20 protein-coding genes and 1 riboswitch are annotated in these 23,986 nt (G+C 63.1%); of the genes, 13 read left to right on the forward strand and 7 right to left on the reverse strand.

The window, feature by feature from the left end; translation table 11 throughout:
• Window positions 1–58: 58 nt before the first annotated feature.
• Entirely contained in the window at window positions 59–2,812 is a 2,754-nt protein-coding gene (locus tag IAE36_RS06185) for a response regulator (RefSeq protein WP_201211124.1), read from the reverse strand.
• Window positions 2,813–3,003: 191 nt separating this feature from the next.
• On the opposite strand from IAE36_RS06185, the gene IAE36_RS06190 reads away from it, so the two are divergent.
• From IAE36_RS06190 to IAE36_RS06220, 7 genes are all read left to right on the forward strand, one after another.
• Entirely contained in the window at window positions 3,004–3,723 is a 720-nt protein-coding gene (locus IAE36_RS06190; RefSeq protein ID WP_201211126.1) for a response regulator transcription factor, read from the forward strand.
• Between the two features lie 3 nt (window positions 3,724–3,726).
• Complete coding sequence (locus tag IAE36_RS06195) at window positions 3,727–5,085, forward strand: sensor histidine kinase (RefSeq protein WP_201211128.1); 1,359 nt, start codon at window positions 3,727–3,729, stop codon at window positions 5,083–5,085.
• Window positions 5,086–5,196: 111 nt separating this feature from the next.
• Window positions 5,197–6,096, forward strand: coding sequence for a cysteine synthase CysM (gene cysM / locus IAE36_RS06200; RefSeq protein WP_028635037.1), 900 nt, complete (start codon window positions 5,197–5,199; stop codon window positions 6,094–6,096).
• Entirely contained in the window at window positions 6,097–7,455 is a 1,359-nt protein-coding gene (gene rlmD, locus IAE36_RS06205) for a 23S rRNA (uracil(1939)-C(5))-methyltransferase RlmD (protein WP_201211138.1), read from the forward strand.
• A gap of 99 nt (window positions 7,456–7,554) precedes the next feature.
• Window positions 7,555–9,795, forward strand: a complete 2,241-nt coding sequence (gene relA / locus IAE36_RS06210; protein WP_028635039.1) for a GTP diphosphokinase — start codon at window positions 7,555–7,557, stop codon at window positions 9,793–9,795.
• Window positions 9,796–9,919: 124 nt separating this feature from the next.
• Window positions 9,920–10,753 (forward strand): nucleoside triphosphate pyrophosphohydrolase, encoded by an 834-nt coding sequence (gene mazG, locus IAE36_RS06215; protein WP_201211141.1) that lies wholly within the window; start codon window positions 9,920–9,922, stop codon window positions 10,751–10,753.
• Window positions 10,754–10,779: 26 nt separating this feature from the next.
• A complete protein-coding gene (locus IAE36_RS06220) occupies window positions 10,780–11,319 on the forward strand; it encodes a DUF2058 domain-containing protein (protein ID WP_201164769.1) in 540 nt (179 codons plus the stop codon).
• A gap of 43 nt (window positions 11,320–11,362) precedes the next feature.
• Here IAE36_RS06220 and IAE36_RS06225 read toward each other — a convergent pair whose 3' ends face one another.
• The 4 genes from IAE36_RS06225 to purM all read right to left on the reverse strand — a co-directional run bounded on the left by IAE36_RS06225 (window position 11,363) and on the right by purM (window position 14,178).
• Window positions 11,363–11,545, reverse strand: a complete 183-nt coding sequence (locus IAE36_RS06225) for a hypothetical protein (protein ID WP_028635042.1) — start codon at window positions 11,543–11,545, stop codon at window positions 11,363–11,365.
• Between the two features lie 202 nt (window positions 11,546–11,747).
• Window positions 11,748–12,458 (reverse strand): DUF3108 domain-containing protein, encoded by a 711-nt coding sequence (locus tag IAE36_RS06230; RefSeq protein WP_060481733.1) that lies wholly within the window; start codon window positions 12,456–12,458, stop codon window positions 11,748–11,750.
• 8 nt (window positions 12,459–12,466) lie between these two features.
• The gene (purN, locus tag IAE36_RS06235; RefSeq protein WP_028635044.1) at window positions 12,467–13,120 is read right to left on the reverse strand and encodes a phosphoribosylglycinamide formyltransferase; all 654 of its coding nucleotides are present in this window, start codon (window positions 13,118–13,120) and stop codon (window positions 12,467–12,469) included.
• A complete protein-coding gene (purM, locus tag IAE36_RS06240) occupies window positions 13,120–14,178 on the reverse strand; it encodes a phosphoribosylformylglycinamidine cyclo-ligase (RefSeq protein ID WP_201164770.1) in 1,059 nt (352 codons plus the stop codon). Before purM ends, purN begins: the two co-directional genes overlap by 1 nt.
• A 302-nt stretch (window positions 14,179–14,480) precedes the next feature.
• Between purM and IAE36_RS06245 the strand changes: the two genes are divergently transcribed.
• From IAE36_RS06245 to IAE36_RS06265, 5 genes are all read left to right on the forward strand, one after another.
• A complete protein-coding gene (locus IAE36_RS06245; protein WP_201211143.1) occupies window positions 14,481–15,533 on the forward strand; it encodes a DUF2066 domain-containing protein in 1,053 nt (350 codons plus the stop codon).
• An 11-nt stretch (window positions 15,534–15,544) separates the two neighbouring features.
• A complete protein-coding gene (locus tag IAE36_RS06250; protein ID WP_201164772.1) occupies window positions 15,545–16,618 on the forward strand; it encodes an AI-2E family transporter in 1,074 nt (357 codons plus the stop codon).
• Window positions 16,619–16,759: 141 nt separating this feature from the next.
• Complete coding sequence (gene hda / locus IAE36_RS06255; RefSeq protein ID WP_060481729.1) at window positions 16,760–17,467, forward strand: DnaA regulatory inactivator Hda; 708 nt, start codon at window positions 16,760–16,762, stop codon at window positions 17,465–17,467.
• A gap of 127 nt (window positions 17,468–17,594) precedes the next feature.
• Entirely contained in the window at window positions 17,595–18,239 is a 645-nt protein-coding gene (locus IAE36_RS06260; RefSeq protein WP_201211145.1) for a C40 family peptidase, read from the forward strand.
• 140 nt (window positions 18,240–18,379) lie between these two features.
• Complete coding sequence (locus IAE36_RS06265; RefSeq protein WP_201211147.1) at window positions 18,380–18,916, forward strand: C40 family peptidase; 537 nt, start codon at window positions 18,380–18,382, stop codon at window positions 18,914–18,916.
• A 6-nt stretch (window positions 18,917–18,922) separates the two neighbouring features.
• On the opposite strand, the gene IAE36_RS06270 is transcribed toward IAE36_RS06265, so the two are convergent.
• A complete protein-coding gene (locus tag IAE36_RS06270; protein WP_201211149.1) occupies window positions 18,923–20,239 on the reverse strand; it encodes a PQQ-dependent sugar dehydrogenase in 1,317 nt (438 codons plus the stop codon).
• Window positions 20,240–20,388: 149 nt separating this feature from the next.
• Between IAE36_RS06270 and IAE36_RS06275 the strand changes: the two genes are divergently transcribed.
• Window positions 20,389–22,932 (forward strand): dermonecrotic toxin domain-containing protein, encoded by a 2,544-nt coding sequence (locus IAE36_RS06275; protein WP_201211151.1) that lies wholly within the window; start codon window positions 20,389–20,391, stop codon window positions 22,930–22,932.
• Window positions 22,933–22,953: 21 nt separating this feature from the next.
• On the opposite strand, the gene IAE36_RS06280 is transcribed toward IAE36_RS06275, so the two are convergent.
• Entirely contained in the window at window positions 22,954–23,532 is a 579-nt protein-coding gene (locus IAE36_RS06280; protein ID WP_028635053.1) for a hypothetical protein, read from the reverse strand.
• A gap of 166 nt (window positions 23,533–23,698) precedes the next feature.
• Window positions 23,699–23,906, forward strand: a riboswitch (cobalamin riboswitch).
• The last annotated feature ends 80 nt before the right edge of the window (window positions 23,907–23,986 follow it).

Consider the following 23,986-nt stretch of genomic DNA (forward strand, 5'->3'; position numbering starts at 1 on the left):
CTGGCTCCTTGTGTGTCCGTGGCCAACGGCGTGGAATGCTGCCCGTCGGCGATTAACCTCAGCCGGTCGACCGGGCTTGCGCAGCCAGGCGAACGATTGCGCTGTCCAGTTCATCCAGGGCTTGGGTTGCCTGTGTACTGTCCTGCTTCAGCAAGGTTTCGCTGCGCTGGCAGGCCGCCCGTAGCTGCGGCACCCCGCAATAGCGGGAGGCGCCGTTCAAACGGTGCACTTGTTCGATCAGCGCAGTGCGGTCCTGGGCATCGCGGGCAGCGCGTATGGCCCTGCGGTCATCATCGAGCGCGGCCAGCAGCATGCTCAGCATGTCTGCTGCAAGGTCTGCCTTGCCGGCTGCCAGGCGCAGGCCTTCTTCGTGGTCCAGCACCTTCAGTTCGTCGGCGTTGGGTGGCAGCTCGGCCTGGACCTGCTGGGGCGAACCCAGGCTGAGCCCGGTCCACTTCATCACCACCTGGGCCAGTTGCCGCTCGCTGATCGGCTTGGTCAGGTAGTCGTCCATGCCGGCGTGCAGCAGGGCGCGTTTTTCGTTGGCCATGGCGTGGGCGGTAAGGGCAACGATTGGCAGTGGGTTGCCACTCTGGGTGTTTTCCCACAGGCGAATCTGTTCGGTGCAGGCCCGGCCATCCATGCCGGGCATCTGCACGTCCATCAGCACTAGGTCGAAGGGTTGGTCCTGTACGGCCTGAACGGCAGCGTAGCCATTGTCGACCGCTACTACCCTGGCGCCCAGGTCCTCGAGCAGGGTCTGCACCAGCAGCAGGTTGGCCGCGTTGTCGTCCACGCAGAGGATCTTTGGCTGGTGCTGGCCGTGAAGTGGGCTGGTTTCATTTTGCGGCCGGCGCGGTTGCACCATCTCCAGCAGCAAGCGGCGCAGTTTGCGGGTGCAGGAAGGTTTGGACAGCAGTTGGCCGTGCCCGTTGGACAGGTAAGGGTGGTACAGCGCTTGCTCGGTGGTGGGGCACAGCACCACGCACTGGCAGTGGTGGCGTTCGAGTTGCTGGTAGTACTCGCCCAGTTGCTCGGGCGAAAGGGTGCCCAGGTTGGCGCCCATCACCGCGAAGTCGAACGGCTGCCCCGCCTGGCTCGCGGCCTGCACTGCCTGCACCAACTGATCGTACGACGCGAACTGGCTGACGCTCAGCCCGCAGTCCTGCAACTGGTGGTCCAGTGCCTGGCGCGCCAGTTCATGGCCATCGACGATGGCGGCCCGGCGGCCGAGCAAGGGTTGCAGCGGCAGGGCCTCGACATCGTCGTGGGCCTTGGGCAGGTTCAGGCTTATCCAGAACTGCGAGCCTTCCCCGGGCGTGCTGTCAACGCCAATTTCGCCGCCCATCTGCTCGATCAGGCGTTTGGAAATCACCAGGCCCAGGCCGGTACCGCCGGGTTGCCGGGCCAGTGAGTTGTCGGCCTGGCTGAAGGCCTGGAACAGGGTGCGCACATCCTGGGGCGACAACCCGATGCCGGTGTCCTGCACGCTGATGCGCAACTGCGCGCTGTCTTCGTGTTCGTCTTCGAGCATGGCGCGGACCACGATCGTGCCTTCGCGGGTGAACTTGATGGCATTGCTGACCAGGTTGGTGAGGATCTGCTTGAGCCGCAGCGGGTCACCGATCAGTGACGATGGCGTGTCCCGGTAGATCAGGCACAGCAGCTCCAGCTGCTTGGCGTGGGCGGCCGGGGCCAGGATGGTCAGCGTGTCCTGGATCAGGTCGCGCAGGTTGAACGGAATGCTGTCGAGCACCAGCTTGCCGGCCTCGATCTTGGAGAAGTCGAGAATCTCGTTGATGATGCCCAGCAAGTTGTCGGCAGATTTTTCGATGGTGTTCAGGTAGTCCACCTGGCGCGGCATCAGCTCGCTTTTCTGCAGCAGATGGGTGAAGCCCAGGATGCCATTGAGCGGGGTGCGGATTTCGTGGCTCATGTTGGCCAGGAACTCCGACTTGATCCTGCTGGCCTCCAGGGCCTCCTTGCGCGCCATGTCCAGTTCGATGTTCTGGATCTCGATGGTTTCAAGGTTCTGGCGTACGTCCTCGGTGGCCTGGTCGATGCTGTGCTGCAGCTCTTCATGGGCATTGTGCAGGGTTTCGGCCATGCGGTTGATGCCCCGGGCGAGTTCATCCAGTTCATGGCTGCCCATCGCCGGAAGGCGTTCTTCCAGGTGCCCGTCCTTGAGCTGGTTGACCGCATGCTTGATGCGTTCGATAGGGTGGTTGATGGCACGGCTCATGCGCAGTGCCAGCAGCCCGCTGAGTACCAGGCAGGCGAGGATCAGCAGCAGGGTGGTGAACAGGTTGCGGTAGCCCCGTAGCAGCGTGCCGTCGTGGGACAGTTCGATCTCTACCCAACCCAGCAAGCGTTCGGCTTCGGCCGGCACCGCTTCTGTGGCCAGGTCGCGATGGTGGCCGAAGACCGGCATCAGGTAACGGGTGGCGTCGTTGCCAGTGCGTTGCAGCAGCTGCGTGCCGCTGCCGCCGCTGGGGGGCTGGTTGAGCATGCTGGGGCCGGCATGGGCCAGCCGTGTGCGGTCCGGGGCGAGGAAGGCGACGGCACGCACGTCGGGCTGCTCCAGGGTCTGGGCAGCGATGCGTTCAAGTTGCGCGGGCGCCGGCCGCGCCATGGCGGGTGCAGCCAAAGGCGCCAGTTGCTCGGCGAGCATCTTGCCGCGTTGCAGCAACTGCGTACGCAGGTCGCTTTGTTGCAGCCAGGTAAAGTAGCTGCCCAGTACCAGCGCCATCAGCCCGGCCGGCAGCAAGGCCAGCAGAAGCACCCGGCTGCGAATCCCCAAACGATCGAGCACACCGCCTCCTGTCATGTGCCTGGACACCGTCGTGTGTGACGGCCAAGGGGCGACGTTACTCCGCCTGCCAGGCTAATGCACCTGTTTAGTCGGTGTTTTTGCCTTCTGTGGCCAAGCTGCACGGGATGCAGTTGCCTGTTGCCTACGGGATGCTGAATAATCTGGCAATTGAGAATAAATGGCAGTTGCCAATGAATCTTGTAGCGACGCCCAGCCCCGCCATCCTCGCCATTGAAGACGACCCCGTACTGGGCGCCTACCTCCACGAGCAATTGCAGCGCGGCGGCTTTCAGGTCACTTGGTGCCGCAATGGCCTGGAGGGCTTGGAAACGGCCAGCCGCCGGGTCTTCGATGTCGTGCTGCTCGACATCCTGCTGCCCGGGCTCAACGGGCTGGAAGCCCTGACCCAGCTGCGCAGGCAGGGCGCCACGCCGGTCATCCTGATGTCGGCGCTGGGCGCCGAGGCTGACCGCATCGTCGGTTTCAAGCGTGGCGCGGACGACTACCTGCCCAAGCCGTTCAGCATGGACGAATTGCAGGTGCGTATCGAAGCAATCCTGCGCCGCGTGCGCCTGGAGCGCCATCACCGTCCGCCGCTCCAGCATGGGGATCGGGGCGAACTGGAGTTCGACGAGGCGCACCTGGACGTGCGCCTGGCCGGCTGCGCGGCGGGCCTGACACCCAGCGAATACCGGCTGCTGGAAATGCTGACCCGTAATCCCGACGAGGTGCTGAGCAAACCCTTCCTGTACCAGCAGGTGCTGCAGCGGGGCTATTCGCAGCATGATCGTAGCCTCGACATGCACGTCAGCCAGCTGCGCCGCAAGCTCAAGGGCATCGGCTACGAAGGGCGGCAGATCCGTACCGTCTGGGGCAAAGGCTACGTGCTCAGCGCCCTTGAGGTGCAGTAGGCCGTGCTCGACCGGCACTCGCTGTTCTGGAAGCTTGCCATTCTGCTGGTGGGCTTCTGCCTGCTGATGATCGGGCTCAGCTTCACTTGGGGCCGGCATATGGAAACCCGCAACGCCTACCTCGACGAGCCTGCGCGTGCAGCGTTGCGCGCCTATGCGGCCGAGGCTGAGCACGCCTGGCGCAGCGGTGGGCGTGAGGGCCTGGACCGTTGGGTTGCGCAGATGCACCGGCGTGAGCACGGCTGGGTGGGTGTGCTGGACGCCAACCTGCGGCCGCTGGACAACGCCACGCTCGATGCACAAGCCCTGCAGCGCCTGACCCGCCTGCGGGGGGTTGACTGGCCCATGAGCAGGCGCAGCGTCGACCAGCCGTGGATGCGTGTTCCGTTCCCGGGCGCCGCAGAGCAGGCCATGCTGGTCATCGAGCTGCCACAGCGCTTCAACCCGGGCCAGTACCTGCTGCTGTGGCGCATCCTCACCAACGGTATCATCCCCGGGCTGTTCACCCTGCTGCTGTGCGTGGGCCTCTACCGCATGCTGATCGTGCCGCTGAACCAACTGCGCGAGCAGGCCAATGCCTGGCGTGCCGACCAGCTGTCGGCGCGCCTGGCACCACGCCTACTGGCCCGTCACGACGAACTGGGCGAACTGGCGCGGGCATTCGACCAGATGGCTGAACGCTTGCAAGGCACCGTGGCTATCCAGCAGCAGTTGCTGCGTGACCTGTCCCACGAGATGCGCACGCCCCTGAGCCGCTTGCGCGTGGCCTGCGACAGCGAGCCCGAGCTACAGGGGTTGCGCGAGCGCCTGAGGCGAGAAGTGGACTGCATGCAGCAGCTGGTCGAAGGCACCTTGCAGTTGGCCTGGCAGGACGCCGAGCGTGCGCCGATGAACCTGGAGCCCATCGAGGTGCAGGCGCTGTGGGACCTTCTGGCCGAGAACGCCTGCTATGAGTGCGGCTGGTCACCCACCCGCCTGCACTGTGAGGTGCCCGCGGGCTGCTGGGTGCAGGGCAACCTCAATTACTTGGCCCAGGCGCTGGAGAACCTGCTGCGCAACGCCATTCGTCACTCGCCCCCCGAGGGTATAGTGCGTCTGGGTGGGCGCAGGGAGGCGGGGTTCTGGTGGCTGTGGCTTGAGGATGAAGGGGGCGGAGTGGCCGAACAAGACCTGGAGCGCATCTTCGCGCCGTTCTCCCGGCTGGACGGCTCACGGCCCGGGGACGGCGGCTTTGGCCTGGGCCTGAGCATCGCCCGCAGTGCCATCCAGCGCCAGGGCGGCACCCTGTGGGCGCGCAATGGGCCGCGTGGGTTGCGCCTGTGGCTGCGTTTGCCCGCGCATGCGCCAAGCCGAAATCAATGACTGGGCATTTGATATAGCGTGTAGCTATATGCACCACAGATTGCGTGATATGGCGCGCAAGGGTTTGCCGGTATGATAGGCGCCCCTGCCGCCTGGATTGTGAAGCACACCATGACCTTGCAGTACCCAACCATCGCCGATTGCGTCGGCAATACGCCTCTGGTTCGCCTGCAGCGCCTGGCTGGCCAAACCAGCAATACCCTCCTGCTCAAGCTTGAAGGTAACAATCCTGCCGGCTCGGTGAAAGATCGCCCGGCGCTGTCGATGATCGCCCGGGCCGAACTGCGCGGCCAGATCAAGCCCGGCGACACCTTGATCGAAGCCACCTCCGGCAATACCGGTATCGCCTTGGCGATGGCGGCAGCGATCAAGGGTTACAAGATGATCCTGATCATGCCCGACAACTCCACCGCCGAGCGCAAGGCCGCCATGACCGCCTACGGCGCCGAGCTGATTCTGGTGACCAAGGAAGAAGGCATGGAGGGCGCCCGGGACCTGGCCGAAAAGCTTCAGGCCGAAGGCCGTGGCCTGGTGCTGGACCAGTTCGCCAACGGCGATAACCCGATCGCCCACTACAACAGCACGGGCCCCGAAATCTGGCAGCAGACCCAGGGCACCATTACCCATTTCATCAGCTCCATGGGCACCACTGGTACCATCATGGGCTGCTCGCAGTACCTCAAGGAGCAGAACCCGGCGGTGCAGATCGTCGGCCTGCAACCGATGGAGGGCTCTGCCATCCCTGGCATCCGCCGCTGGCCAGAAGAGTACCTGCCGAAAATCTTCGATGCCGCCCGTGTTGATCGCGTCGTCGACATGTCCCAGCAGGAAGCCGAAGAGACCATGCGCCGGCTTGCCCGCGAAGAGGGCATTTTCTGCGGCGTGTCCTCCGGTGGTGCGGTGGCCGCCATGCTGCGTCTGTCCCGCGAGGTGGAAAATGCCACCTTGGTCGCGATCATCTGCGACCGTGGCGACCGCTACCTGTCCACTGGCTTGTTCGATCACAGCTAAATGTCCAAGAAAAAGAGCAACAGCGGCCTGCGCTTTCAGCCAGCCGGCGGTAACCGCAGCCCCCAGGTACCTGTGGGCAAGAAGCAGCAATTGACCGTGGAGCGCCTGGCCGGCGACGGCCGAGGCATTGCCTTTCATGACGGGCGTACCTGGTTCGTCAGTGGCGCCCTGGCAGGTGAGGTGGTCGAGGCGCGGGTGCTCAGTGCCCGCGGCAAGGTGGTGGACGCGCGCCTGGAGCGGTTGCTGCAACCCAGCCCCGAGCGCCGCGAGGCGCCGTGCCGGCACTATGCCCGCTGTGGCGGGTGCAACCTTCAGCACCTGCCCCATGCGGCGCAGCTTGCGTTGAAACAGCGCACCCTGGCCGAACAGTTGCAGCGGGTGGCTGGCGTGCAGCCCGAGCAGTGGGCGCCGCCGCTGAGCGGGCCGGAGTTCGGCTACCGGCGCCGTGCGCGGGTGGCCGTGCGCTGGGACGCCAAGGCGCGGCACCTGGAGGTGGGGTTGCGCGCCGAAGCCAGCCAGGACATCGTCGCCCTCGACGATTGCATGGTGCTGGTACAGCCCTTGCAGTCGATTCTGCGGCATTTGCCAACCGTGCTGCGCTCGCTGGACAAGCCGCAGGCCCTGGGGCATGTGGAATTGTTCAGCGGCACTGCCGACGCGGTGCTGGTACGCCATGTGGCGCCGTTGCCCGCCGAAGACCTGGCCCGGTTGCAGGCCTTCTGCGAGCAGGCCGGCGCCCAGTTGTGGCTGCAGGGGGAGGGTGAGCCTGCCCCGGTGGTGCAGGGTGCACCCTTGGGCTTTGCCTTGGCGCCCTGGCAATTGGAGCTCGCCTGGCGACCAGGGGACTTCGTGCAGGTCAACGCTCAGGTCAACACGGCGATGATCGAACAGGCCCTGGCCTGGCTGGCACCGCAGGCTGACGAACGGGTGCTGGACCTGTTCTGCGGGTTGGGCAATTTCGCCCTGCCACTGGCCCGCCAGGCGCGTGAGGTGGTAGCAGTTGAAGGCGTGCAGGCCATGGTCGACCGGGCCGCCGCCAACGCCCGAAGCAACAATGTGCATAACGCACGGTTTTTTCAGGCCGATTTATCGCAGCCTTTGGCCGGCTCCGGATGGGCCGCCGAAGGCTTTTCTGCGGTACTCTTGGACCCACCGCGTGACGGTGCATTCGAGGTGGTGCAAGGCATCGCCCGCCTCAAGGCCAAACGGCTGGTCTATGTATCGTGCAACCCGGCAACGTTGGCGCGAGACGCGCAAGTGCTGGTTGGGCAGGGGTACCGGTTAAAAAGGGCCGGGATTCTCGACATGTTTCCTCAGACGGCACATGTCGAGGCCATGGCGTTATTCGAAGCGGGCTAGCATGCTGCTGGCCCCTTGGTACGGCTTTCAAGGATTGGCAGCCGTGCGGTGATTGCCAGCGCATCCGTGGGGTGCGCTGTATGGAAAGGTAGAACAAAGATGGTACAGGTGAGAGTGCACCAGCCGGTCAACACCGACGGCAGTATCAATCTCGAAGGCTGGTTGGACCACGTGGTAAGCGTCGATTCGGCACTGGACCGCGCTGCGCTGAAAGACGCCTGCGAGTTTGCCCTGGACGTCGAGAAGAAGGGCAACCCTGCCAAGCATTCCTGGGCAGACGGTACCTCCAGCTTTCAGGCCGGGCTTGAAATCGCCGAGATCCTCGCGGACCTCAAGCTCGACCAGGACTCCCTGGTGGCAGCGGTCATCTACCGGTCGGTACGCGAAGGCAAGGTGACCTTGGCCGAGGTCAGCCAGCGCTTCGGCCCGGTGGTTTCCAAGCTGATCGACGGCGTGCTGCGCATGGCTGCCATCAGCGCCAGCCTCAGCCCCCGGCAGTCGCTGGTGCTGGGCTCTCAGGCGCAGGTTGAAAACCTGCGCAAGATGCTCGTGGCCATGGTCGACGATGTGCGCGTGGCGCTGATCAAGCTGGCCGAGCGCACCTGCGCGATACGTGCAGTCAAGGGCGCCGACGACGAGAAGCGCCTGCGGGTTGCCCGCGAGGTGTTCGACATCTATGCTCCCCTGGCCCACCGCCTGGGCATCGGCCACATCAAGTGGGAACTCGAGGACCTGTCCTTCCGTTATCTCGAGCCCGATCAATACAAGCAGATCGCCAAGCTGCTGCACGAGCGTCGGCTGGACCGCGAGCGCTTCATCAGTGATGTGATGAACCAGTTGCAGAACGAGCTGCTGGCCACGGGCGTGAACGCCGATATCAGTGGCCGGGCGAAACACATCTATTCCATCTGGCGCAAAATGCAGCGCAAGGGCCTTGAGTTCAGCCAGATCTACGACGTGCGTGCCGTACGTGTACTGGTGCCGGAGGTTCGTGACTGCTACACCGCGCTGGGTATCGTGCATACGTTGTGGCGGCACATCCCCAAGGAGTTCGACGACTACATCGCCAACCCCAAGGAAAACGGCTACCGCTCGCTGCATACGGCGGTAATCGGCCCTGAGGGCAAGGTGCTCGAGGTCCAGATCCGCACCCACGGCATGCATGAAGAGGCTGAGCTGGGGGTGTGCGCCCACTGGCGTTACAAGGGCACCGACGTAAAGTCTGGCTCCAACCATTACGAAGAAAAGATTTCCTGGTTGCGCCAGGTGCTGGAATGGCACGAAGAGCTGGGCGATATCGGCGGCCTGGCCGAACAGCTGCGGGTGGATATCGAGCCGGACCGGGTCTACGTGTTCACCCCGGACGGCCACGCCATCGACCTGCCCAAAGGCGCCACGCCGCTGGACTTCGCCTACCGGGTGCACACCGAGATCGGCCACAACTGCCGGGGTGCCAAGATCAACGGGCGCATCGTGCCGCTCAACTACAGCCTGCAGACCGGCGAGCAAGTCGAGATCATCACCAGCAAGCACGGTAACCCGAGCCGCGACTGGCTGAACTCGAACCTGGGCTACGTGACCACTTCCCGGGCGCGGGCAAAGATCGTGCACTGGTTCAAGCTGCAGGCACGTGACCAGAACGTCGCCGCCGGCAAGACCCTGCTCGAGCGTGAGCTAAGCCGGTTGGGCCTGCCTCAGGTGGACTTCGAGCGCCTGGCCGACAAGACCAACGTCAAGACGGCAGAAGACATGTTCGCGGCACTGGGTGCCGGCGACTTGCGCCTGGCGCACCTGGTCAATGCTGCCCAGCAACTGCTCGAGCCCGAGCGCATCGAGCAGATCGAACTGGTCCCGCGCAAACCCAGCGGGCCGCGCGGTGGCAAGCGTGGCGATATCCAGATCCAGGGCGTCGGCAACCTGCTGACGCAAATGGCAGGCTGCTGCCAGCCGCTGCCGGGCGATGCCATCGTTGGCTACATCACCCAGGGCCGTGGCGTGAGCATCCACCGCCAGGACTGTGCATCGGTGCTGCAACTGGCGGGCAAGGAGCCCGAGCGCATGATTCAGGTGAGCTGGGGGCCGATCCCGGTGCAAACCTACCCGGTGGACATCGTCATCCGCGCCTATGACCGCCCGGGCCTGCTGCGCGATGTGTCCCAGGTGCTGCTGAACGAGAAAATCAACGTGCTGGCGGTGAACACTCGCTCGAACAAGGAAGACAACACCGCGCTGATGTCTCTGACCATCGAGATTCCAGGCCTGGACGCGCTGGGGCGCCTGCTGGGGCGGATCTCGCAGTTGCCGAACATCATCGAGACGCGGCGTAATCGTACCCCTTGAGACCGCGGCGTCTGCTTCGCGGGTAAACCCGCTCCCACAGGTAACGTACAGATTTCAAAACCTGTATCCATCCTGTGGGAGCGGGTTTACCCGCGAAGAAGCCACCGCCGAAGGACCTGCCTACATGACCTACACCCTCGAAGACCTGCTGCACCTCATGGCCCGCCTGCGCGACCCGCAGTACGGTTGCCCATGGGACCTCAAGCAGAACTACGCGAGTATCGTCCCCCATACCCTCGAAGAGGCCTACGAGGTCGCCGACACCATCGAGCGCGGTGATTTCGAGCACCTGCAAGGTGAGCTGGGCGACTTGCTGTTCCAGGTGGTCTACTACAGCCAGCTGGCCCGGGAGGAGGGGCGTTTCGAGTTCGATGGCGTGGTCGACAGCATCACCCGCAAGCTGATTCGCCGCCACCCGCATGTATTCCCTACCGGCGAGCTTTATGCGCCGCTGGATACCCCCAGCCTGAGCGAGGCCCAGGTCAAGTCCCGTTGGGAGGAGATAAAGGCCGAGGAGCGGGCCGAGAAAAGCACGCCCGAGCAACTGTCGCTGCTTGATGACGTGCCGTCAGCCTTGCCGGCCCTGTCCCGGGCAGCCAAACTGCAAAAGCGTGCGGCCACGGTCGGCTTCGACTGGCCGGCAGCGTTGCCGGTGCTGGACAAGGTGCGTGAAGAACTGGATGAAGTGTTGCAGGCCATGGCCGACGATGACGCCGATGCACTGGAAGACGAGGTGGGCGATTTGTTGTTCGCTGCCGTCAACCTGGCGCGGCACCTCAAGCAAGACCCGGAAAATGCCCTGCGCCGCGCCAACCGAAAGTTCGAGCGACGTTTTCGTTTTATCGAGCAGGCATTGCGCGACAGTGGCACCCCTATTGAAGAGTGTAACCTTGACGCGCTTGACGCCCTTTGGGGTGAAGCCAAGCGTCAGGAAAAGAACCTGCCCAGCTGCAGCTGAGCTGTTGCATAAGTGAGTGAACATTCATGAGCCTTTCCCTTCGCGACCAATTGCTCAAAGCCGGTCTGGTCAACCAGAAACAGGTCTCCCAGGCCAACAAGGCTGAGAAAAAACAAAAACGCCTGGAACACAAAGGCCAGGTAGAGGTGGACGACACCCAGCAGCGCCAAGCCAAGGAAGCGATGGCCGAGAAGGCCAAGCGTGACCAGGAGCTGAACCGCCAGCAGCAGGAAAAGGCCGAGCAGAAAGCCCGTGCCGCGCAGATCAAGCAGTTGATCGAAGCCACCCGCCTGCCGAAGCTCACCACCGAGGACTACTACAACTTCGTCGATGACAAGAAGGTCAAGCGCATTGCGGTCAATGCGCTGATGCGCAGCAAGCTGAGCAATGGTGCGCTGGCGGTAGTGTCCCATGGGGGCGGCTACGAAGTGATTCCGCGTGAAGCGGCGCTGAAGATCCAGGAGCGCGACCCGCACCGGGTGTTGCTGCTCAACACCCATGTGGAGGAAGCCGACGATGATGACCCGTATGCGGCCTACAAGATCCCGGATGACCTGATGTGGTAACAGTAAAAACCCCGCCTAGGCGGGGTTTTTCGTTCAAGAGGGGTCATTGCGTGGTGCGCTGCTTTTCCTGGTCTTCCAGCTCGACGCGGTACTGCTGTGCTTCGTGTTCGTTATGGAACATCCCAACCAGTTGACCTTGTTGGTGCACGTCCCAGATCCGCACGCCAGCGGCCAGGCCTTCATGGGACATTTTCGATTCGTCGCGTTCGGTTACTTGGACTGTCATCGGTAAACTCCACATTTTCAGTTGGCTGCGACAGTGTGTCGCACACCCCCTTTATAGAGTTTGTTAGCAGGCTAAGTAAATAAAATCGCCATGAAACAAGTTTCATGAAGCCTGCTTGCGGCGCCTCGGCGCCCGCCCCACCATCGTCCCATAAAAAAGCCCCGCTCAAGGCGAGGCTTCAGTCACTCAAGACAAACCCGGCTCAGTTACCCTTTACCGCCTTGCCATCGACCGTCCCATCCTGCAGCACGATCACGTATTCCTTGCCGTCAGTTTCGACCTGACGCAGTTGCACCAGCAGATAATCCCAGTTCTTGGCGAACCACAGCTCGGTGATGCGCTTGCTCTGGCTCGGGTCACGTACCCGCTCGACCTTGACGGCATCCACCTGGCCGGTCTTGGTGGTGACCTTTTCGGTGCCCAGTACGCGGAAGTCGTAGGTGTCGATCTCGTCGCCATCGACCACCTGGTAGGTCATGCTCTTCTTGCCAGCGGCCACATCATGCTGCAGCGCCAGCTGATACGACGACTTGTCGAGTACGCCGCGGTTCAGCGGCAGGGTGATGGCATCGCCACGGTCGGTACCGGTCACCTTCTTGGCGGCCCAGTCGAAGTTCAGGTCGACCTTCTTCGCCTTACCCAGGCCGCCCCGTTCGAAGTGGTACTGCTGGGGCAGCAGGGTATCGTTGTCCTGGCGCAGTGTGCTCTGCTCGGTCAGGCTGGCAATCATCATGGACGCCTTGAAGTTCAGGCTCCACGTGCCATTGGCATTCTTGACCAGGCTACGTTCAGCGGTACCGCTCATGGGCAACTGCTTCCAATCGGCGGTGTAGCTGGCCGAAAACGGCTTCAAGTCTGCTGCCTGGAGGGGCAGGGCAAGCACGGCTAGAGCCAAGAGCAAGGCACGACGCATAAAATCTCCTAGGATCGAATCAAGTGACCGCTGGCCGACAGGGGCTGGCCATCCAGTAATGCACCTTGTTCGCCAAGACGCAAGCGCCCTTCGGCAAACCAGCGCACTGCCAGGGGGTAGACCAGATGTTCCTGACAGTGCACCCGCTGGGCCAGCGTTTCGACGGTGTCATCGGCGGCTACGGGCACAACAGCCTGTACGACCAGTGGCCCCCCATCGAGTTCCTCGGTCACAAAATGCACACTGCAACCGTGTTCCGCGTCACCGGCTTCCAGCGCCCGGCGATGGGTGTGCAGGCCTTTGTACTTGGGCAACAGGGACGGATGGATGTTGACCAGACGCCCCTGGTAGTGGCGCACAAAGCTGCCGCTGAGGATACGCATGAAGCCAGCCAGCACCACCAGGTGGGGTTCGAAACCGTCGATGCACGCCATTAGCGCAGCGTCGAAGGCCTCACGGCCTTCGTACTGGGTGTGATCAAGCACGACATGTTCGATGCCCGCCGCGGCGGCGCGCTGCAGGCCAAAGGCATCGGCACGGTTGGAAACCACCCCGCAGATGCGCACTGGGTTACCCGGGGCCTGGCAGCTGTCGATCAGGGCCTGCAGATTGCTGCCGGACCCCGACAGCAGTACCACGACATTGCAGAACGCGTTCGGCATCAGTGTGCCTTGAGGTTTTGCAGCTCGACCTGGGCTGCGCCCTCAGCGGCTTCGGTGATGTGGCCGATGACCCAAGGCTGCTCGCCAGCGGCACGCAGTTCAGCCAGGGCGGTTTCCACCTGGTCTTGTGCCACGCAGATCACCATGCCGACGCCGCAGTTGAGCACGCGGTGCATTTCGTGTTCGTCGACGTTGCCTTTTTCCTGCAGGAAGTCGAACACTGCCGGGCGCTGCCAGCTGGCCACGTCGATCACTGCCTGGGCGTTGGCCGGCAGTACGCGTGGAATGTTGTCCAGCAGGCCGCCGCCGGTGATGTGGGCCATGGCCTTGACTGCACCGGTATTCTTGATCAGTTGCAGCAGCGGCTTGACGTAGATGCGGGTCGGTGCCATCAGCAGGTCGGTCAGGGGCTTGCCGCCCAGCTGGGTGCTTTCGACGTCAGTGGCCGATACCTCGAGGATCTTGCGAATCAGCGAGTAGCCGTTGGAGTGTGGGCCGGAGGACGGCAGGGCAATCAGGGCATCGCCCGTGGCCACCTTGGAGCCGTCGATGATCTCGGCCTTTTCCACCACGCCCACGCAGAAGCCGGCCAGGTCGTAGTCTTCGCCTTCGTACATGCCGGGCATTTCGGCGGTTTCACCACCGACCAGCGAGCAGCCGGCCAGCTCGCAACCGGCACCGATACCGGTGACCACAGTGGCCGCCACGTCGACGTTCAGTTTGCCGGTTGCGTAGTAGTCGAGGAAGAACAGCGGTTCGGCGCCGCATACCACCAGGTCGTTGACGCACATGGCGACCAGGTCCTGGCCGATGCTGTCGTGCTTGTTCAGGTTCAGTGCCAGGCGCAGCTTGGTGCCGACGCCGTCGGTACCAGAGACCAGCACCGGCTGCTTGTAGCCGGCCGGGATCTCGCAGAGGGCGCCGAAGCCGCCCAGGCCACCCATGACTTCAGGGCGTGCGGTGCGTTTTGCCACGCCCTTGATGCGTTCGACCAGTGCTTCGCCGGCGTCGATGTCTACACCGGCGTCCTTGTAGCTCAGGGAGGGTTGCTTGCTCATTGATCCAGGCCTTTAGGGGGAGGGATTCGTAGAAAAGACCTTGATAGCCAGGGCTGGCTGCCTGATGGCGGCTGCCTGAACTTCAGTGGTCTGTGAAGGCGCGCGATTTTATCAGGGTTGCCGGGCAGCGGCCATCCTCACGCCGACGGGCAGGGCGGGAAATTGCTAAAAAACGGTTGGGGTGTTGATGCGGTGTCTCGAAAGCTTCAAGCTTCAAGCTTCAAGCCAGGCCCATACCGCATCCTGCTTGCAGCTTGCAGCTTGCAGCTTGCCGTCGCCGCTCTGTCCGAGAAGGATACCTCATGCGTTTCTTGAATTTTCTGGTAGCGGGTTGTCTGGGGCTCATGGCAAGCGTTGCCCAGGCTGAGAACGTCGCTGGCCTTTATCAGGTGCGCGAGCAGGTGGCAGGGCAGGGGGCTGAGGCCCGCAACGCGGCGACCGCTCAAGCCTTCGATACCTTGGTACTGCGCCTGACCGGCGACCCGAAGGCTGTTCAGAGCCCCGGGCTTGCCGGGTTGCGCAAGGACCCACAGCAAATCATCAATCAGGTGGGCAGCGATGCAGGCCCGCCCGAATCGGTGATGGTCGAATTCGACCCTGGCAGTACCGAGCGTGCCCTGCGCAAGGCCGGCCTGGCACTGTGGGGCAGCAACCGCCCGTCCATCCTTGGCTGGTGGCTGAACGACAGCGCCGAGGGTAGCAACCTGGTCGGCGATGGCCAGCCCAGCGCCCAGCCCTTGCGCCAGGCAGCCCAGCACCGTGGCCTGCCCTTGCGCCTGCCGCTGGCCGACCTGCAAGAGCAGTTGGTGGCCAACGCCAAACAGATCGACGCCAGCAAACCCGGCCCCCTGCGCGAAGCGTCCGAGCGGTACGGTGCCGACGCCTTGCTGGCCGTTCACGCCCAGGAAGCGGACGGCAAGTGGCAGGGCAAATGGCAGCTGTGGCTGGGGGACCAGCACGAGCAGGGTACTGCCGAGGGCGCGTCCCCTGAGGCATTGGCTGATGCCGTGATGCTGGCGGTGAGTAACCGCCTTGCGCCGCGCTACGTCAACCGCCCCGGTGCCAGCAGCCAGTTGCTGATGCAGGTAGAAGGCATGAACCTGCAACGCTACGCCGAACTGGCCCGCATTCTTGAACCCTATGGTGCTCACCTGCAATTGGCAGAGGGTACCACCTTCACCTATGCAGTCACGGCCAACCGCGAGCAGTTGCGTGCCCAGCTGGGGCTTGCGCGGCTGCAGGAACTGCCGGCCGACCCCGCGCCTGCCAGCACCCTACCGCCAGCCTCGGCAGGGCAGCCCGCCCCTGACCTAGCAGTGCCCAAATCTTTCGATGGCTTGCGTTTCCGCTGGTAAGAGGCTTCATCATGACTGACATGCGTCGCTGGATCTGGCTGGGCTTGGCACTGCTGCTCATCGTGCTGCTGTATAGCCTGCACAATATCCTCACCCCGTTTCTGGTCGGCATCCTGCTGGCGTACCTGGCAGACCCCCTGGTCGATCGTCTGGAGCGCATGGGCATGTCGCGCACCTGGGGCGTGGTTGTGGTATTCGGCTTGGTCACTTTGGTAATGCTGGCCTTGCTGCTCGTGCTGATCCCGATGCTGGCCAAGCAGCTGGTTCGGCTCTACGAGCTGGCGCCCCAGGTGCTGGACTGGCTTGAACATGTTGCACTGCCCTGGGTGCAGGGGCGCCTCGGGCTTGCAGATGGCTTCTGGAAGTTCGACAAGATCAAGGCGGCCATCGGCGCGCACATGGGCCAGACCACCGACATCGTGGGTGTGGTGCTGTCCCAGGCAACGGCCTCCAGCCTGGCCTTGATCGCCTGGCTGGCGAACATGGTGCTGATCCCGGTGGTGGGCTTTTACCTGCTGCGCGACTGGGACGTGATGATGGCCAAGTTGCGCAGCCTGCTGCCGCGCCAGAACGAGCCGAAAATCGTCGAGCTGGCCGGTGAGTGCCATGAGGTGCTGGGCGCGTTTGTACGCGGGCAGTTGCTGGTGATGGTCGCCCTGGGCTTCATCTATTCAGCCGGCCTGATGCTGGTTGGCCTGGAGTTGGGCCTGCTGATCGGCATGATGGCCGGGCTGGCGGCCATTGTGCCGTACATGGGCTTCATTATCGGTATCGGCGCAGCGCTGGTGGCCGGGTTGTTCCAGTTCGGTGGCGACCTTTATCCCATGCTCGGCATCGTGGCGGTGTTCATGGTGGGGCAGGCGCTGGAGGGCATGGTGCTGACCCCCTTGCTGGTAGGGGATCGCATTGGCCTGCACCCTGTGGCAGTGATTTTCGCGATCCTGGCCGGCGGTGAACTGTTCGGTTTTACCGGCGTGTTGCTGGCGTTGCCGGTTGCAGCGGTGATCATGGTGCTGCTGCGGCACATGCACGACCTGTACAAGCAGTCGGACATGTACGACGCAGACGTCGACCCTGAGCTGTAGCCGAGTTTGCCCGTGGCAGGCTGCAAGCCTTTGATTTTGCTTGCACTCTGCCCGGGTGTGATTGTGCACCCTGCGTTGCAGGTATAGACTTTGCCGACTGTTCACTAAAGGCCCCTGTGGTCCCGCCGACCGCCCGCGAGCATGAAACCACCGATCCAGTTGCCCCTGGGTGTGCGCCTGCGCGATGACGCCACCTTCATCAACTATTACCCGGGCGCCAATGCTGCGGCGCTGGGGTATGTCGAGCGTCTTTGCGAAGCGGACGCCGGCTGGACCGAGAGCCTCATCTACCTGTGGGGCAAGCAGGGCGTTGGGCGTTCCCACCTGCTGCAGGCCGCCACTCACCGTTTTCAGCAACGTGGCGAGCCTGCGGTGTATCTGCCCCTGGCGCAACTGCTGGAGCGCGGCATCGGGCTGCTCGATTACCTTGCCCAGTACGAACTGGTGTGCATCGATGACCTGCATGTCATCGCCGGCAAGCCGGACTGGGAAGAGGCGATGTTCCACCTGTTCAACCGCTTGCGTGACAGCGGCCGCCGCCTGCTGCTGGCCGCGTCTGCCTCCCCCCGCGAATTGCCCATCAAGCTCCCCGACCTCAAGTCGCGCCTCACCCTTGCCCTGGTGTTCCAGATGCGTGGGCTGTCCGACGAAGACAAGCTGCGTGCCCTGCAACTGCGGGCATCGCGCCGGGGTCTGCACCTCACCGATGAAGTCGGGCACTTCATTCTCACCCGTGGCGCGCGCAGCATGAGCGCGTTGTTCGACCTGCTTGAACGCTTGGACCAAGCCTCCCTGCAGGCTCAGCGCAAGCTCACCATCCCGTTTCTGAAAGAAACCCTCGGCTGGTAACCCCCTGAAAACGCTGGGCTAGAGCGGCCTCACAGAAAAGTCACATCTTTTTCGATAAAATTTGCAAATCGCCATCATAGAGGGCATAGTTCCACCCCACTAAAGGATTACAGACACGGTTGTGCCCATGCTCAAGCGCTTCGCACCCCTCGTGCCACTCGCACTCGTGACCCTGCTTTTTGGCTGCGCGGCCCAAGGCCCAGCTTCTTATTCGCAGCCCCAGGATCACACTCCGGTCGCCGTACAGCCGGCGATCAAGGCCAAAGCCTCGTCGTCGTCGGTGTTCGGCGAACCGCAAGAAGTGGCCACTGAAGATGACCTGGAGGCTTTCTCCAGCAGCAAGCCCTACCAACTGCCGGTTCTGGCCGACAGTATTCTGGAGCGCGGCATGTCGTTGATCGGCACCCGCTATCGCTTTGGCGGTACCTCGGAACAGTCCGGCTTCGATTGCAGTGGTTTCATCGGCTACCTGTTCCGCGAAGAGGCGGGCATGACCCTGCCACGCTCAACGCGTGAAATGATCAACGTCGATGCACCCAAGGTTGCGCGCAACAAGCTCAAGCCAGGTGACTTGCTGTTCTTCAGCACCAACGGCCGGGGCCGTGTCAGCCATGCCGGTATCTACCTGGGTGATAACCAGTTCATCCACTCCAGCAGCCGCCGCAGCGGTGGCGTACGCATCGACAGCCTCGGTGACCGTTACTGGAGCAAGACCTTCATCGAAGCCAAGCGTGCCTTGGCCATGGCGCCGACCAACATCGCGCGCAACTGATAGCATGTGATATACCCTGCCACGGCGGCGTTGCTTTTCAAAAAAAGCTCGCCGCCGTGCGCATTTACAGAAAACGTCTAATCTAAGTTCTCAACTCTTTTCGGCTGCGGCCCAGCGACCTCAGACAGGATGTTTTGGCCATGACAACGATGGCGCGCTTCGCATTGCTTTCCCTGGCAGCCCTTCTGGCTGCTTGTACCAGCCGGCCACCGGCACCTGCCCCGGTGGTGGTTCAGCCACGGGTCGTGTACAGCCAGCCGAGCGCTTCGCCCGTGGCCGATGACGTGCTCATCCGCGCGATCGGCCTGGTGGGTACGCCCTACCGTTGGGGCGGCAACACCCCGGACTCTGGCTTCGACTGCAGCGGCCTCATCAAATACGTCTACCGCGATGCCGCCGGTATCAGCCTGCCGCGCTCCACGCGGGAGATGATCGTCATGCAAGCGCCAACGGTAGATGCCAAGTCCCTACAGTCCGGGGACCTGGTGTTCTTCGCCACAGGGGGTGGGTCGCAGGTCAGCCATGCGGGCATCTATGTGGGCGACGGGCGCTTCGTGCACGCTCCGTCCACCGGTGGCACCGTGCGCCTGGACTACCTGTCCAACAGCTACTGGGCCAAGGCCTACCTGCAGGCCAAGCGGGTGATCCAGCAGGGGCACCTGGCGCAGAACCCCTGAGCATGCTCAGGGGGCTTTGCTGACCCGCCATATGCTGTTGCCCACATCGTCAGCCACCAGCACACCACCGCGGCTGTCCTGCACGACGCCGACCGGTCGGCCCATGGCATTACCCGCCTGGTCGAGGAAGCCGGTCAATAGGTCCACGGGTGGGCCGGCCGGTGTGCCGGCGCTGTCGAACGGTACGAAGATTACTTTGTAGCCACTGTAGGGCTGCCGGTTCCACGAGCCGTGCTGCCCTATCAAGGCGCCTTGGCCAAAGCTCGGCGGCAACACACCCTGGTCGACAAAGGCCAGCCCGAGGGACGCGGTATGGGGCCCCACTGCGTAGTCGGGCGCTATTGCCTTGCTGACCTTGGCAGGGTCTTGCGGCTGCACCCGGTTGTCCACATGTTGCCCGTAGTAACTGTATGGCCAACCGTAGAACCCGCCTTTTTTCACAGACGTGATGTAGTCCGGTACCAGGTCACTGCCGATTTCGTCACGCTCGTTGACCGCGGCCCACAGGGCGCCACTGCCTGGCTGCCACGCCAGCCCGTTAGGGTTGCGCAGGCCGCTGGCATAGATCCAATGCTTGCCGGTGGCCGGGTCTATCTCCCAGATCGCGGCCCGTTCAGCTTCCTTCTCCAGACCGTTTTCGCCCACGTTGCTGTTCGAGCCCACGGTCACGTACAGCCGTTTGCCGTCCGGGCTGGCGATCACGTTTTTTGTCCAGTGGTCATTCAAGGGGCCAGCAGGCAGTTCGGTCACCACCTCGCCTGCACCGGTAACCTGCTGCATACCGGGTTCGTAGTGAAAACGCAGCAGTTTGTCCGTATCAGCCACGTAAAAGTCGTTGCCGATCAACGCCATGCCGAAGGGTGAATTGAGCCCTTCTATAAAGGACGTGCGGGTTTCAGCTACACCGTCATGGTCGGCGTCGCGCAGCAGCGTGATGCGGTTGCGGCTGGGCACTGCTGCGCCTGCACGTTTCATGGCCAGCCCCATGGCCCAACCACGTATGCCGCGACTGTCCTCGGGCTTGGCGGGCGCATTGGTTTCCGCCACCAGGACATCGCCATTGGGCAGTACGTAGAGCCATCGGGGGTGGTCCAGCCCTGCAGCAAAGCGGGTCACGTGCAAGCCTGGTGCTGCCTGAGGCATCAGCCCCTGGGGCCAGCCGGTGGCCGGTGCGATGTTGACGGTAGGGAACAGGGTTTCAGCGGGAGGCGGGAGCTGCGGGGTAGGGCCCGTGCCGTCGGCTACCGCCAGGCGGGCTGTTTCGCCGCAGCCTGCCAGGCCGGCGCACAGCACGAGCAACAGTGGAACGGGCGGGCGATTCATGGCGGCGTCTCTCAGTGCGGCAGGTAGTGCTTCAGAGAATAGCCGGGTCTGCTGGGTTCAGTCGCTGTGACCAGGGGCTACACCGCTACCGCCTGCTGACCACTTCGCTAGGCAGCATGGGTGCCTGACAACCCGAGGCAGGAGTACCCATGAAGAACCTTCTGGAAAAAGTCGACCGTGGCCTGGATGCGATAAGTGCTGGTATGCCGCTGGCGCGATTGGTCGACAAGATCATCCGGGACTACCCCGACCCCTATGAGTTGGCCAGGGAGCAGGCCACGCAAATCCTGCTGCGCCGTACCGGCAAGGCTATTGACCCCCGGTTCGTTTGGTGGCACCAGTTTCAAGGCACGGCTACCAGCAGCCCGCGCACGTTCACCGGCTGGCAGCATTCGGGGCGCCCCAGCAAGTCGCTGCGGCTGCCGCAGCTGGTGATCGAGCGCTTTGACCCGGGTTTTCAGGAGGCCTCCGACGAACTGAACGTTTACGGCGGCTTCTATCGCCAGGGCCCCCATGCGGGGCGGTTTGACGAACACAATGAAGTGCCGATGCTGCCCAGCGACGTGCTGGCTGATTTGTGGACGCTGGATTTCGCCAGCCTCTACCGTCAGCGTGTCGATGAGTTCTGGGTTCGGCATGGCCGGCATTTTCGTGTGCTGGCCAAGATCAACCTGTTGGCCCAAGCCCGGCATGCGGCGCAGGCCGGCAAGATAAACAGCACGCAGTGGGCGCAGTTGCGCGCCTTGGTTACTGACCGCTTGAGTGCAAACGAGCTGCCTGTACTGGCCCGGCTGGAGCATGACAGTAGCCAGCGCCCATTGAAGGTTTACCGCTACGCATTCGATCATGACGACCGCGGCTGCCTTTATAGCCTGCATGAGCAGGACGGACGCGCGATGCTGTATCTGCCCTGGGCCGAGCAGGCCTTGTGGGCGTTCGAGTCCGAGCGCGCCATGGCCGGCTGGTTGCGCACGAGCCTGCAGGACCCGCAGTGGTTGGGTCAGTTCATGCGGGCTACGCATCTCTATGATGACGGCAGGGTGAAGCGTATCCATGGGCAGCTGCACAATTTGGCCCAGAGTGCCTCGGCAGAAGCTGCGCAGGTGCTGTTGCAACCCCTGAAACGCCCGGTGAAGAACGACTTCTTCGACTACATGGCCAACTTGTCCCGTGCCGAGATGCACAGCAATGCCAACCTGATGATCAGCAACCAGGACCTGCGCAAGGTGCTCTGGCGAGGATACTTGGGTGCATTCCTGAAGGTGTTTGGCGGCTTTGCGCCCCTCGGGCGGCCAGTGCTCTGGGTCATGCTCGGGGTCACCGTCAGCCGGGTGGCGCTGGAGGTGGATGCTGCACTGGATGCACGAGACGATGACGGGCGCAAGGCGGCGTTACGCGCAGCCATGATCGATACGCTAATGGCTGCGCTCAACCTGGTGGATGTGATGTTCCAGGCCAGTTTCGACTCGCTGGCCTATCAGGCACCCCAGCATGAAGCCACGATTTCACTGGAGCACTGGCAAGTGCAGACGTCAGCGACCACGGCCGCGGAGGGTTTGGAAACCAACAACCTGCTGGTGGGTGAAACCGGCCGTGAAGGTCGGCTGGCGGGCGTGCTGGTGCAGGAGGATGGCTCCTGCTGGATCAAGCTGAACGGTTTGTCGTACCGGGTCCGTTACAGCACCGACCTGTCATGCTGGCTGATCGTGCCGGCCGAAAACCCATACGCATTCGGGCCCCTGCGCCCGGTCCGCCTGAGTGCCAGCGGTGAATGGGAACTACTGGTGCCGCCCCGCCTGGCAGGCGGCAACCCCCCCGCTATAGAGAACGTCGCCACCGTAAACTCCCCTTTCTGGGACACCTACGCCGGCCTGGATTCTGCACAGAGCAAGGCCCTTAGCACTCAGGCGCTGAGGCGTCAGAAAGCCCTTCTGGAATCCTGGATGTTGCCTACGGTATCGGAGGGACGTGCGCCCGATGTGGATGCCAATGGGCTGGACTGCGTGATGGTCAGAAACGCCCCTGAATATTCGTACCGTCACGAGCGTGAGTATTTCAATTCGTTGATCGAGTACTACACCAGCGACGAGTCGCAAGTGAATGATGTGTTCCGCCATGGCCGCTATCGGTATGGGGACGAAGACAGCTATATCGCCAACCTGGCTGACTCGCTCGAGCGGCTGCCCAAGAGTAACGCGGTGACGCTGTACCGCGGTGGCAATGCAGCGCGCCACACCGGTGCGGCACCCTATCGCACAGGTCGGCTGAAGGTGGGGGACACGCTGGTAACTACGGACCTGACGTCCTTTACCGAAAACCCCTATAAGGCAGCGGAGTTCGCCTCACGTGTATTACCTGGGCAGGCGCGTGGTAACGCCAGGGAGTTCGATGACAGTTCCGTGATTTACCAGCTGCCTGCCGGGCGTTATGAGGATGGCACCCCGGTGAGCGCTTTTTCGCTGTACTGGGATGAAGCAGAAACGTTGTTTCTGCCTGGGCAGTATTTCCGGGTGGAGAATGTGGAGCAGGTATACGGGGCCGGTTACCACTTTATCCTGGTTACCCTGGGCCGTACGGTTAAGCCTGCTTCCGGCGTGGTTCACGACCTGCGCACGGGCCAGGTATTCGACCCCGGCGTATTCAGTAGGCGCCTGCGTACGCCGGCGTTGGCAAAGCGGTTTTTCCCTGCGTGACTGGCCAGCCCAGCGCGTGGTTCAACTTTGCCTGAGCAGCAGCGCAACGCCTGGGTAGTAGTTACCCAGTGCGTCGTGCAGCTTGCGGTAGGCGTAGGGGAAATACCAGGCAATGGCGCACGCAGTATGCTTCTGCAGGTCGTCCACCAGGTCCTGGAGTTCCTCGGGGCTGGCATGTTGCCCTGCCTTGCACGGGCTGATGAACAGGGCGCCGGCTTTCAGCTGGCTGGGGTAAGCCACCTGGTGAGCCAGGGCCGCAGTCTGTTGCAGGGCTGCCGCCATGTCCAGGCCGGCCATTTTCGGCCAGCGCTGGCTCACACTCAGGTAAAGCGCCTCGTCAAGGCTGCTGATCCATAGGTCGCAGCGTGCCTCACGGTCCTCGTCGTCCCGTTGTTTCTTGCCTGAAAACTGCTGCAACGCGGTCAGCTCTGCTTGCCAGGCCGCCGCTGCCAGCAGCCCTGCATTGGCCGTTGCGCCGTGCCAGTAAGGCGCCTCGGCGTCGCCGGCGCAGCGGTTGTAGCGGTCGATGCATTCCACCCAGCGTTCGAACACAGGCGCCAGAAATTCCAGGCGCGGGTTGTTGATCAGATGGCCTCGCATGCTGCGCACTCCTGTTGTGATTATGGGGGCGTACGACCTGCGTAATGGCTATGTGATATCACTTGCTTTCAGTGTGGCACAGTTTTGCCGAATGGCCATCGAGCCGGGTCGCTTTGTTATCCCGCCTAGGGGCTGCGTCGATTGACGCTCCCGACGCAACCCTCTAACCTTCGCGCGTGTTTCAGGTGCCCCGCCAAGGGGTGAAACAGGGAAGCCGGTGGGTGCCAGCATGGCGCGATTCCGGCGCTGCCCCCGCAACGGTAAGTGAGTGACGGCCGCGCAATACCACTGGGTGTCTGTACCCGGGAAGGTGCGCAGGCTTGGGCCGGTGCCCGCTCGCAAGCCCGGAGACCGGCCTGACACTGCCAACGGCATCACGGAGGGTGATGCGCGGTGCACCGTGGCGTTCAGCCATGGCTCCTGCGCGCGCTCCTTTTGCCTGCTTATTCCCTGT

This window comes from Pseudomonas sp. S36, assembly GCF_016647875.1.
Lineage (GTDB): Bacteria > Pseudomonadota > Gammaproteobacteria > Pseudomonadales > Pseudomonadaceae > Aquipseudomonas > Aquipseudomonas parafulva.

Excerpts from the sequence above, each read along its gene's own strand:
- IAE36_RS06190 (WP_201211126.1), top strand. The coding sequence starts at position 3,004 with ATGAATCTTGTAGCGACGCCCAGCCCCGCCATCCTCGCCATTGAAGAC.
- IAE36_RS06275 (WP_201211151.1), top strand. The coding sequence starts at position 20,389 with ATGAAGAACCTTCTGGAAAAAGTCGACCGTGGCCTGGATGCGATAAGT.
- relA (WP_028635039.1), top strand. The coding sequence starts at position 7,555 with ATGGTACAGGTGAGAGTGCACCAGCCGGTCAACACCGACGGCAGTATC.
- IAE36_RS06220 (WP_201164769.1), top strand. The coding sequence starts at position 10,780 with ATGAGCCTTTCCCTTCGCGACCAATTGCTCAAAGCCGGTCTGGTCAAC.
- IAE36_RS06270 (WP_201211149.1), bottom strand. The coding sequence starts at position 20,239 with ATGAATCGCCCGCCCGTTCCACTGTTGCTCGTGCTGTGCGCCGGCCTG.
- purN (WP_028635044.1), bottom strand. The coding sequence starts at position 13,120 with ATGCCGAACGCGTTCTGCAATGTCGTGGTACTGCTGTCGGGGTCCGGC.
- hda (WP_060481729.1), top strand. The coding sequence starts at position 16,760 with ATGAAACCACCGATCCAGTTGCCCCTGGGTGTGCGCCTGCGCGATGAC.
- IAE36_RS06265 (WP_201211147.1), top strand. The coding sequence starts at position 18,380 with ATGACAACGATGGCGCGCTTCGCATTGCTTTCCCTGGCAGCCCTTCTG.
- IAE36_RS06230 (WP_060481733.1), bottom strand. The coding sequence starts at position 12,458 with ATGCGTCGTGCCTTGCTCTTGGCTCTAGCCGTGCTTGCCCTGCCCCTC.
- IAE36_RS06250 (WP_201164772.1), top strand. The coding sequence starts at position 15,545 with ATGACTGACATGCGTCGCTGGATCTGGCTGGGCTTGGCACTGCTGCTC.
- IAE36_RS06225 (WP_028635042.1), bottom strand. The coding sequence starts at position 11,545 with ATGACAGTCCAAGTAACCGAACGCGACGAATCGAAAATGTCCCATGAA.
- IAE36_RS06260 (WP_201211145.1), top strand. The coding sequence starts at position 17,595 with ATGCTCAAGCGCTTCGCACCCCTCGTGCCACTCGCACTCGTGACCCTG.
- IAE36_RS06280 (WP_028635053.1), bottom strand. The coding sequence starts at position 23,532 with ATGCGAGGCCATCTGATCAACAACCCGCGCCTGGAATTTCTGGCGCCT.
- rlmD (WP_201211138.1), top strand. The coding sequence starts at position 6,097 with ATGTCCAAGAAAAAGAGCAACAGCGGCCTGCGCTTTCAGCCAGCCGGC.
- purM (WP_201164770.1), bottom strand. The coding sequence starts at position 14,178 with ATGAGCAAGCAACCCTCCCTGAGCTACAAGGACGCCGGTGTAGACATC.
- IAE36_RS06245 (WP_201211143.1), top strand. The coding sequence starts at position 14,481 with ATGCGTTTCTTGAATTTTCTGGTAGCGGGTTGTCTGGGGCTCATGGCA.
- cysM (WP_028635037.1), top strand. The coding sequence starts at position 5,197 with ATGACCTTGCAGTACCCAACCATCGCCGATTGCGTCGGCAATACGCCT.
- mazG (WP_201211141.1), top strand. The coding sequence starts at position 9,920 with ATGACCTACACCCTCGAAGACCTGCTGCACCTCATGGCCCGCCTGCGC.